5 protein-coding genes and 1 pseudogene are annotated in these 5,592 nt (G+C 51.6%); 1 reads left to right on the top strand and 5 read right to left on the bottom strand.

Annotated elements, in window-relative coordinates; translation table 11 throughout:
- Positions 1-1,126: 1-acyl-sn-glycerol-3-phosphate acyltransferase (locus MHN01_RS14825; RefSeq protein WP_239412053.1), on the top strand; the 1,126-nt coding region annotated here is incomplete at its 5' end.
- Positions 1,127-1,222: 96 nt separating this feature from the next.
- Here the strand turns inward: MHN01_RS14825 and menE are convergent.
- From menE to MHN01_RS14800, 5 genes and pseudogenes are all read right to left on the bottom strand, one after another.
- On the bottom strand, positions 1,223-2,629 hold the full coding sequence (gene menE, locus MHN01_RS14820) for an o-succinylbenzoate--CoA ligase (protein ID WP_239412052.1): 1,407 nt from the start codon (positions 2,627-2,629) through the stop codon (positions 1,223-1,225).
- A complete protein-coding gene (gene menC / locus MHN01_RS14815; RefSeq protein ID WP_239412051.1) occupies positions 2,617-3,591 on the bottom strand; it encodes an o-succinylbenzoate synthase in 975 nt (324 codons plus the stop codon). The genes menE and menC overlap by 13 nt, the downstream gene beginning before the upstream one ends.
- A gap of 16 nt (positions 3,592-3,607) precedes the next feature.
- On the bottom strand, positions 3,608-4,474 hold the full coding sequence (gene menB / locus MHN01_RS14810; RefSeq protein WP_239412050.1) for a 1,4-dihydroxy-2-naphthoyl-CoA synthase: 867 nt from the start codon (positions 4,472-4,474) through the stop codon (positions 3,608-3,610).
- Between the two features lie 3 nt (positions 4,475-4,477).
- A complete protein-coding gene (gene menH / locus MHN01_RS14805; RefSeq protein ID WP_239412049.1) occupies positions 4,478-5,266 on the bottom strand; it encodes a 2-succinyl-6-hydroxy-2,4-cyclohexadiene-1-carboxylate synthase in 789 nt (262 codons plus the stop codon).
- Positions 5,250-5,592 (bottom strand): annotated as a pseudogene (locus tag MHN01_RS14800) (2-succinyl-5-enolpyruvyl-6-hydroxy-3-cyclohexene-1-carboxylic-acid synthase); the annotation flags it as partial. The pseudogene MHN01_RS14800 and the gene menH, both read right to left, overlap by 17 nt.

The following is a 5,592-nucleotide window of genomic DNA, read 5'->3' as shown; positions in this document are numbered from 1 at the left end:
ATTCCCTAACTTTGCCAAGCTCCACCTCGGTGGCAGTGCCGCTGCGGTCTCTTTTTTGCTGACCCTTTTCTCTATCGGCATCGCTATCGGCTCATTACTCTGCGACCGCTTGTCCGGTCACCGTATTGAACCGGGAATTGTGCCCCTCGGCAGCCTGGGGATCACCATATTTGGTGCCGATCTGATGTTTGCTACTCCCGAGGTCGTTCCGGCAGCCCAAAGCTTCTTAACCTTTGTGACTAACCCTGAATTGCTACGGGTATTTATTTCTCTGACTATGCTCGGCGTGTCTGGCGGGATCTTCATTGTTCCGCTGTATGCCATGATGCAGAGCCGGGCCAAAGAAGAAGAGCGTGCACAGATTATTGCAGCCAATAACATCTGGAATGCTATCTTCATGGTGGTTAGCGCCATCACGGCAATTGTCTTTTTGTCGGTGCTAGGACTGTCTATTCCGCAGTTCTTCCTGTTCCTGTCGTTGTTAAACTTTTTTGTCGTCCTCTACATTTACACCCAGGCCCCTGATTTTTTCTGGCGCTTTGTTGTCTGGCTAGTCAGCCACACCATGTATCGGGTTCGTCATAAAGATCTGTCCAATATTCCAACCAAAGGTGGTGCCCTGATTGTCAGCAACCACGTCAGCTATATGGATGCGCTACTATTGGCCGGAGCCTGCCCAAGACCAATCCGGTTCTTGATGGACAAGGATATTTACAATATCCCGTTCATCAAGGCCTTCTGTAAAGCCTGCAAAGTCATCCCTATCGACTCCACAGAGCGAAAATCGATCCTCAAGGCTTTCATCAAAGTTAACGGCTATCTGGAGCAGGGCGATATTGTCTGTGTCTTTCCGGAGGGACAACTCACCTATGATGGCGAAATCGGGCCGTTTATGCGCGGTATTGACCTAATTATCAAGCGCTCGAATGTGCCTGTGATACCGGTAGCGCTACAAGGCCTGTGGGGCAGCTACTTCAGCCGCGAAGGCGGTCGTGCGCTCCTAAAAATCCCCAAGCGTTTCTGGTCGAAGGTCAATATTGTCGCGGGCTCCCCTGTCGAAGCCAAACAAGCAAACAGTGCAATGCTAAGGGAACAAGTCCTGGCATTACGGGGAGAAAACAAATAAGGGTGAGAGACTAACTTCGAGCAAATCGCTCCGATACAAAGCAATAAGCGAGAACCATTGGTTCTCGCTTTTATTTACAGACTTACTACCAGAGATTCAGTTCTGCACTTCCAGCCACTCTGCCAATCGCTTGCGCGAAACCTTGATACCACCCGCTCCCAGGTTATCCGGCATATCCAGGTATTCAACCGGGCGACGAAATGTTGTGACTCTCTCCTGCATATACTCATGCAGTTCCTGTTTCAGCTTATTATCGAGTGGCGTTTCTGATTCGATGATCGCAACCGGACGCTGACCATACTCACTGTCATCAACAGGCAGCACAAATGCCTGTTTCACACCAGGGTGTGCGAGTAGCTCCTTCTCGATCATCTCTGGCTGAATGTTCTCACCACCAGAAATAAACATATTATCAACCCGGCCAAGAATATGGAGCTCTTCGCCAGACCAACGTCCCAAATCTTTGGTTGCAAACCACTCCCCGTCGGCCACCGGAAAAATCGTCTTGTTACGATAATATCCGATGCACTGCGTTTTACCCCGAACCAAGATTTCACCGTCTTTCAGGGTTATCTCCCGATTGGGCAATACACTGCCGACACCGCTACTAGCATCTGCCCGCTTGGCCGTTACGGTTGAACCCATTTCGGTCAGGCCATAACCACACCAACAATTAATCCCGGCAGCCTCAGCCTGCTTCGTCAAGCTAACAGGGATAACCGCACCGCCCAATAGCACCTGCTTTAGGACTAATGAAGGTGAATCAGATCGATCTTGCGAGACCAGCAACCTTTGGAGCTGAGTCGGAACCAGTGATGCATGGGTAACCGAAGCAAGAGCCGTCTCGAACTGTGCTGGCTCGGCAATAACCAGTCTCGCTCCGCGGTATAACCAGCGCCAGACAATCGCCAAGCCCGAGATATGAAATAACGGCAAGGATAGTAACCAGCTGTCCTGCTCACCATAATCCATCCACTCCAACAGCCCGGCAGCACTTGCCAACTGGCTTTGTGCAGAGTGCACCACAGCCTTTGGTTGTCCGGTAGAGCCTGACGTCAAGGTTAAGGTCGCCGGACGTGTCGGCTGCCAGGTCACCGGCACCAACCGAGGCTGCTGAGGAGGTAGCAGCTTCGCTCTGGAATATTGTTCGAATGCATGCTTAGTTTTGGCGGGATACCAGATAAAATCACATTGCAATGAGTCAAGCTGTTGGTCCAACTCAGGCTGACTGCTCCTTGGATTTAGTCCCACATATCGGGCACCGACCCGGATAGCAGCCAATATCAGCCACAGTACCTGCACCGAGTTAGGCGCAATAACGGCAATCAGCTGATCGCGCTTCACCCCCTGCTCCACCAGGCCCTGGGCGTACTCATCAACTCGTACCGAGACCTCTGCCCAGCTAAATGTCTGTTCACCAAAAGACAAAGCGGCCGCTGACGGCCGCTTTGTTGCCCAGTGTTGCCAGGGCCATGTGGCAAAGTATGACGTTATTTCTGCCATACCACCTCAAGTTCAGACAACCCTGTTACCGGCAGTTCGCTGTTTGGCCACGGCGTTTCAAGCTGCGCCTTGAACAACTGCATGGTATCAAGTCCAGGGATCACACCCGGTGTCTGCCAGGCCGAAAAACGTGCGAGCTGGTTCAGCCCAAGGCTAGATTCCATGCTGGAACTGATCACGGCTGTCAGTTTGGCTTCGTGCGCTTGCTCAACAAGCTCCATGCAGCGCTGAACAGAACCTACCAGAGTCGGTTTAATTACAATTGCAACCACGCCAGGTTCGGCTTTAACCTCAAACCCTTCATCACGGACCGTTTCGTCCCATGCGATATTGATACCGGTTTCCGCGGCAAATGCCAGACTGTCAGCCGGCGTCTTGCACGGCTCTTCAAGAAACGCAATCCCGCCGCGATGCTCAGGCTTAACATACTTGGCAAACTGCTGTGCTTTCAGCGGTGTCCATTTACGGTTAGCATCCAGACGTAAACGAATGTCCGGGATCGCCTCAATAAACATGTTGGCGACCATGCCATCGCGAACCGCCTCATACATGCCGACCTTGATTTTGGCAATCTTATCGCCCGGCATCTTGCTAAGCTCTTCGACCAAATCGTCCGGATCACCAGCACACAGCGGTGCAACCTGATAGTTACCTTCCGCTGGCAGGCCTCCTGACATTTCAAGTTCGGCCATACTCAGGCCAAATGCTACAGAAGGAAGTGCAGTAGCATAATCAAGCGCTTCTCCGCTTACCCAGGCATTGAGGAGTTTCTGAGCCTGCTGGCCAGCCTGCTCGGCCGTTTCCTGACTAAACTCCGGTAACGGCGCAATCTCACCGAAACCAGCAGCCTCTCCGTCACGTAATTCAACAATCCAGCCCTCACGGGTTACCAGGTGCTGATTTCGCAGGATCACCCCGCTGTCCATTGGCAACTGGTACTGATACAACTTTGCGCTACGCATATCTTCAGTACTCGCCTTATGGGTTACGTTTGAACTTGCTGAAGTCCGGACGGCGCTTCTCGTTAAACGAGTTACGACCTTCCTGACCTTCCTCGGTCATGTAGAACATCATCGTCGCATTACCGGCCAGCTCCTGCAGACCCGCCTGACCATCACAGTCGGCATTCAGGGCCGCTTTCAGACAACGTAGCGCCATCGGGCTATGCTGCAGTGTCTCGCGACACCAGCGGACTGTCTCGCGCTCTAGCTCTTCATATGGGACAACATGGTTTACCAGTCCCATATCCAGTGCTTCCTGAGCATCGTAGAAACGACACAGGAACCAGATTTCACGCGCTTTCTTCTGGCCAACGATACGTGCCATGTAAGAAGCACCCCAGCCGCCGTCAAAAGAGCCGACTTTCGGACCTGTCTGGCCAAACTGGGCATTGTCCGCCGCGATTGTCAGATCACACATCATGTGCAGGACATGACCGCCACCAACGGCATAACCAGCCACAGAGGCAATCACCGGCTTAGGACACGTACGGATTTGGCGCTGGAAATCCAGCACATTCAGGTGATGGGTACCTGATTCATCACGGTAGCCGCCGTAGTCACCGCGAATCTTCTGATCACCGCCCGAGCAGAACGCATCTTTACCCTGACCCGTCAGAACAATTACGCCAACCTGCTCGTCGTAGCGAGCATCAGCCAGCGCATCAATCATCTCTTTCACTGTCTGAGGACGAAATGCATTGCGTACCTGTGGACGGTTAATGGTGATCTTCGCGATACCATCTGCTGATTTTTCAAAAAGAATATCTTCATAACCTTCTGAACAATCTGTCCATTCTACCGGTGCATACAGTTCTTCTTCAGTCAGACCTACGGTTCTTGCCATGATTTATTCCAATCTATCTAAAAAATGAGTGACAGCCATACTGAACTCATGAGGCAGTTCAACATGGACATTATGCCCCGCTGACGGGATCACGGTCAGATCCAATCCCGAATTTTCAGCCAGGCTTCTGAATTTGTTATCGTTCTCTCCGCAAATATAGTGAACCGGGAACGACAATTGTTCAACCCGTAACTGCAGCTCGGGTTGTTTGGCTAACGATGTAGCCTGTAACATACGTGCTATACCAGCCCCAAGGTTATCACTGCGTTTTACGATCAAACTTTGTCTTTGGTCATGATTTAGTGACGAAAAAACAGATTGCTGATACCAATCGGCCAGGACTTGGGAAATTGGTTCTGACGCAAATCGCTGTGCCCATTTCTGATCATTGGCTAGTCTGGTGGCACATTCTGCGCGCGGAAGGCCAAAATGACCGCCTTCGAGTACCATTCCAACCAGTTTTCCCCGATTCTGATTGTCAAGAAAACAAGCATGATACATGGCGAGGCGAGCTCCCATCGAGTAGCCAATCAGCACATAAGAGCGAACATTGCGGTGTGACAGGGTTTGCAAGATCTGCCGGTTTACCTGCTCAAAATCGGACGGCATCAATAGCTGACTATGACCATGCCCGGGCAAATCAATCGTCAGGCAGTCATACGATGCTGACAAAGTATTCACCACCTGGCGCCAGTCTTGCCCAGAGCCAAGCAGACCATGCAGAAAAACCAACACCGGGCGCTCAGTGCCATTTCCAGACCGACAGCCATAGGTTTCAGAGTAAAGCGGCATTCCTCACCTCTGCAAACAGTGCCTTTATCAGTTCACCGCTTTGACCTGACGGCGTTTTGATTTCGATCAGTGTCGCTCCCGGTTGGCTTAGCCCCTGACGACAAGCCTGTTCGGCTTCCTGCAATGAGTTCGGACAGGAATAATTTATTCCGAACATAGCAGCAGCATGACTAAATTCCAGCCCGTGCGGCATCCGGTACAAGGATTCTTTCTGCTGCGCAGGAACGGGCAAGAGATCAAAAATCGCCCCGCCATCGTTATTGGTCACCAGCACCACAACCGGATACTCAGCCTGCTTCAACAGTGCCAGAGAGTTGAGATCATAA

The sequence above is a fragment of the Photobacterium sp. OFAV2-7 genome, assembly GCF_022347985.1.
Taxonomy (GTDB): domain Bacteria; phylum Pseudomonadota; class Gammaproteobacteria; order Enterobacterales; family Vibrionaceae; genus Photobacterium.
Note: the sequence above shows the minus strand (reverse complement) of the source record. Positions and strands in the feature narration are given on the sequence as shown.

What these genes read in the sequence shown, in the direction of transcription:
- menE (WP_239412052.1), bottom strand. Translation starts at nt 2,629, where the DNA reads ATGGCAGAAATAACGTCATACTTTGCCACATGGCCCTGGCAACACTGG.
- menC (WP_239412051.1), bottom strand. Translation starts at nt 3,591, where the DNA reads ATGCGTAGCGCAAAGTTGTATCAGTACCAGTTGCCAATGGACAGCGGG.
- menB (WP_239412050.1), bottom strand. Translation starts at nt 4,474, where the DNA reads ATGGCAAGAACCGTAGGTCTGACTGAAGAAGAACTGTATGCACCGGTA.
- menH (WP_239412049.1), bottom strand. Translation starts at nt 5,266, where the DNA reads ATGCCGCTTTACTCTGAAACCTATGGCTGTCGGTCTGGAAATGGCACT.